This window comes from Paenibacillus sp. 01T422 (assembly GCF_056398785.1).
The window spans coordinates 1-4,846 of the sequence record NZ_JBFTQB010000480.1 but is presented as its reverse complement, the minus strand read 5'-3'; the positions used below and the strand labels follow the sequence as shown (position 1 = coordinate 4,846).

Here is a 4,846-nt window from a genome sequence, read left to right as displayed (position 1 = left end):
ACGCCAAGCAGCATAACGACGCTCAGATTCGCTAGAATTTCCATGATTGGAAAATACTTCGCCCAAATCCCGGAACTTTCAATATTCATCGCCTTGTAGTCCTCATTACGGGCCGAAAACTTATCCACCTCATGAGCCTCACGTGCGAACGATTTGACAGTCCGAACTCCTGTAATGTTTTCTTGTACCGCGGTTGTCATCGAGCTAAGCGATTGGCGCACCATTCGGAAAGCAGGATGAATTTTGCCTTCGAAACGAATTGCCGTAAACGCCAGGAATGGCATTGAAATCATCGTCAGTAAAGCTAACTTCCAATTGATCGAAAACATCATGCTCATGCCGAATATCAGCATTAGTAGCACGTTTAACAGTTGAGCGAAACCAAAACCGATAAATTGCCTGATTGCTTCCAAATCAGCTGTCAATCTGGACATCAAGTCCCCTGTTCTTGCTTGATCGTAATACTGAAAGGATAAATACTGCAGCTTGTTGTAGAGCGCATTCCGCAAATGATACGCAACTCGGTTGCCCAATCTGCCCCCGAACAAGCCATGCATGAATTGAAGCATCCCCTTCATTGATACGACAATCACAACAACAATCGCTAATTTCGGAACGAGTTCAAATTGCTTTTTTGCGATCACGTCATCGATGAGATACCGGAGTAAATTCGGATAAACGAGACCTAATGCTGTTGCTACGGCTAAACATAAAATGGCTGCAAAAAACAGTTTTTTCTCTGGCCAAAAATAGGGCTTCAGTTGCCTGAATACATCCACTTTGGTGACCCCTCCTCAAGAAGGTGAATTTGGAAAAGCTAGGTAAGCGTTTTAATACTTAATGAATCTTAACACCATCCCTATATGCGGGCAATCAGAAGAATGCGTGATATATTCGCTTAAAAGCTCATAACTTCACAAAAACGTGCAGGAATCCCCACTATTCTTTAAAATCATCCCGATAACCAACGATGTAAGCCTTTACATAGCGATGCGTGAAAAAGGGTTGGTCACRTTCAAATGAACATGGCCAACCCTATTGTTTAAATGTTAAACAAACGACTTTAATTGATGCTGTTTGGATATTAGTTCGTTCAAATCAATCTTCATTTCAAGGGCATCGCGCATCCCTTCGGCGTGCTCATTCAGCTGCTGAAGCAGTTGAATTTTCTGCTTCATCAACCAATTTTCCAGCTGATTCGCATAGGCCTCTTCAAGCTCAGAAGTTTGAAGTTCGATAAACTGAGCCACGGGTGCTGTCATCCGATTTTCCAAATCAGCTCTCAGCTTGCTTTTGCCATCACCTTCAAAAAATTGCTTCGGGTTCTTGAAATGACTTTGCAGCAATTTAAGTGAAATTTCAGGGGCTTCCATTTTGGAGCTGATTTCTGGTGTAACAAACGTGTTGGACTCATAAGTACCGCTCTCGAAGCCATCCATAACTTGACGAAGTTGCTCTTCCCAACGCTTAACACGATTTCCGGATATCAAATTCATCCGATTCTCAACGCGCAGCGTCGTAGCCAGCACTTCCTGCGATAGATCATAGCCGATCATGCGCAGCAGCTCGCCCCAAGCCGACTGGAGCGCTTGCTTCGGATCTCTCGCTTCCTCACGGAACGTGGAGGGATTAAAGGCGTAATTGTACAATTCACCAAATCGGTACATCGTACGCTGCTTCACATAATACAGAAGCTCCTGAATTTCTTTCTTCAACTCTTTGAGCTCCGCTTCAAAAAGCGTACGGTCAAGCAGCTCCGTACACTCACGCTCGGACTGCTCCAGCTTCATAAGCTGTTGCTTCCGTTGCTCTTCCCCTGTTTGCGCGCTCTCCAGCCACTGCTGCATGGTAGCAATCGCACGATGCAGCTCCAAATTCGCTGCATGTATCGCAACATCGCTAAGTTCATTGAATGTAAATTGAACAAACTCACCTTCAAACGGTCGGATTCCCGACTGCGCCACGAGTGCTTCGTTGCCCGTGATTTTCCCCTCTGCCGCTAAATAGCTGGAAATCGGGTAAATACGTGGATTGCGGATGCCGTGCTGCAAGAGGTTCGTCTCCACATGAGTCATCACTCCCTGCAGTTCCTCCGGGCTTGCTGCAAGATCGGCGGCATTCACAATGAAAAACATTTTATCCATTTCAAAACTATCTTTGACACGTCCAAGCTGTAAAAGGAACTCACGATCCGCTTGCGAGAACGCATGATTATAATAAGTTACGAAAAGAATGGCGTCCGCATTTTTTATATAGTTAAAAGCAACGCCCGTATGGCGGGCATTAATGGAATCTGCACCAGGTGTATCAACGAAAATAATGCCTTGTTCCGTCAAGGGATTCGAATAATATAATTCTATAAATTCAACAAAACAAGACTTGGACTCGTCTGCGACGTAACTTGGAAACTCTTCTTTGGTGATTTTCAGCTCCGTGCCCAGATGATTCTGCGCCAGCTGCCAGCCTTTCTCAACAGCCTTAAGGAAAGAATAATGCGGTTTCCCTTTCGCTGTTACGTCAGCAGGCGAAAGAGCGCCTATGCGTTTCAATGAAGACGCCATGTCACTGGCTTGCACGCCTAGAATTTCTAGTGAATACAAAACGTCCTGCAGAATCGCGTCCGCTTTCTTCATTTTCACCTTGGCTGTGCCATGCGGCCAACCTTCTTGCGGCGGCATGATTTTATTAATTGCCGCCGTCGTCGGGTTCGGCGAGACCGGCAGCACTCTTTCACCAATCAACGCATTGGCGAAAGAGGACTTGCCGGCGCTGAATGCGCCGAACAGCGCAATCGTGAACGTCCGCTGTCGCAGACGTTCCGATTTCTCGCGCATGGCGCGCGCGATCGACCGCATCGACGGCAGCCCGTCGATGAGCTGCGAAGCCGCCAACAAATCGGCGGCTTTGCGCTCCATGCGCCTGCCGTGTTCACCTGAGGTGAACGCGGCCCCCGCAGATGCAGCTGCCTCCGCAGGGGCAGCTGCTGCAGGCACTCCGGCCGCCGATGCTGTCGCAGCGGCCTGCAAGATCTTATCCATGGAGGTGACATGCAGCCCCCCGCTTAGCGGGGCGGCTGCTTGCTCCACCATGGGGGTATACTGCTGCGCGTCCGGCAATGCCGGCGCAGATGGTCTTGCCCAGCTGGCCATGCGCAGCAGCTGGGCTGTCGCTGCCGCCTCGGCTTCCTCGAGGCGGCGCAGTTCGCGGGCAGCGCCTAGGCGGCTGCCCAGCGCTTCCAGCTCAGCCGCTAGCGTTGCGGCGGCTTGCGTGTTGTGCTCGCGGACGGCAGCCGCGAGCAGGTCGATGACCGCAAATGCCTGTTTGCGGTACTGCTGTTTAAGGTCTGACGCAACTTGCTTCATGAAGTTGAGCGTGTATTCGCCGCCGAATGTAGCACCTGCGTTAACTTGTGCGGCAAGCCATTGCGCCGTAACTTCAACTCGCAATCCTTCAATTTGAGCCAAGAGGCCCGCATCATGCTGCCCTTGGCTTTGCGCAGCCTTCTTCAAAGCATCCCGCAGATGCCAATCCAGCTGCGCTTCGACCTGTTCCGATAAATCCGCTTGAAACGCGGTGAGCCGTTTCTCCGTCTCCAGAGCCGTCTGTGCAGCTCTGGAGAAGAATCCTACCTTGAACCCGGGCTTACGGCTCTCTAAATACGCATGAGCCTGATCGCGGGTCAATGCTGGCGTGATGTTGGCATTCTCAATGATCGTGCCAACTTCTTTCCGAAGCTGTGTCGTCAACGCTTCCGGCAGCCCTTTCAAGACCATCAGCTCTTGCTGTTTTGCAGCCGCCTGTGCTTCAACTTCCTGTACATCGCCTTCTTGGCTGATTTGCTCCATAAGCTCAGCCTTCTGGGGCTCATGCTGCTCAGCTAACCATTTGCCGTGCTCATCTGCAAGATAGCGCGCAGAAGCGTCAATACTGAAGCTGCGTAATTCATCACCACGCTCAATTAAGCGGCTCAAGAGCCATTGCAGCTCCCCATACTCGTTGTGAGGATGATTCGGCTCTTTCATTGTGACAAAGAGCAGATCATCCGGTACGATCCCCCAGTTCAGAAAGGCTTGTTTCGTCCCCTCTTGATACTGCGTAAACGGCAATTCCCATTCTTTGTGCTTATCGATCATATTGACAATGAGGTAGAGCGGTTTGCCCCACTCCTTCATTTTCTTCGTAAAAGCGAGATTTACTTCGGATTGCACGTGATTGTAATCCATCACATAAAACACGACATCCGCCAAATGCAGCGCTGATTCTGTTGATTTATGGTGGGCATCATCCGTGGAATCAATCCCTGGAGTGTCGAGCAGAGCAGTATGTTCGCCTAGAAAAGCAATGGGAAACGATATTTCCACCGTTTCTATATCTGTACCGTTCACACAATAGGCTTCAAGTTCATCAAGTGGAATCGTATTCGTTTCGCCTTGAAGGCTTGCTTGTCGATGTGTAACATGAGCGCCAGGCGTCCCATTACAGATACTCACGATATTTGCGCTCGTAGGTATCGGAGAGGATGGCAGCAATGGGTGCCYGCATAGCTGGTTAATTAAGGTTGATTTCCCCGCTGAAAAATGACCGCAGAAAGCAATGTTCATCCTGCCAGAATCAATCTTAGTGAGCAGCTGCCCCAATTTACTAGCGTTATCGAGATCCCCTGTGGTTTGCAGATTCAACTGCATCTTCTTAATCGCATCCGGCATGACCGAGATACTTGTATCTATGGCTTGCGTCATTCGTCCGTTCCGCTCCTTATTTACCGGTCTTCTATCCAATCCTATATCTATGATGATACAGAAAAAAATCTCCCAGAGGGAGATTTAATTTTTTAGGACATAACCAC

Annotated in this window: 2 protein-coding genes; both read right to left on the bottom strand. The window is 49.2% G+C overall.

Going from position 1 to position 4,846, the window contains the following annotated elements; translation table 11 throughout:
- Positions 1-779, bottom strand: a 779-nt coding sequence (locus AC1DUA_RS23630; protein WP_477502098.1) for an ABC transporter transmembrane domain-containing protein, incomplete at its 3' end; no start/stop codon positions are given.
- A gap of 270 nt (positions 780-1,049) precedes the next feature.
- The gene (locus AC1DUA_RS23625) at positions 1,050-4,739 is read right to left on the bottom strand and encodes a dynamin family protein (protein WP_477502097.1); all 3,690 of its coding nucleotides are present in this window, start codon (positions 4,737-4,739) and stop codon (positions 1,050-1,052) included.
- Positions 4,740-4,846: the final 107 nt, after the last annotated feature.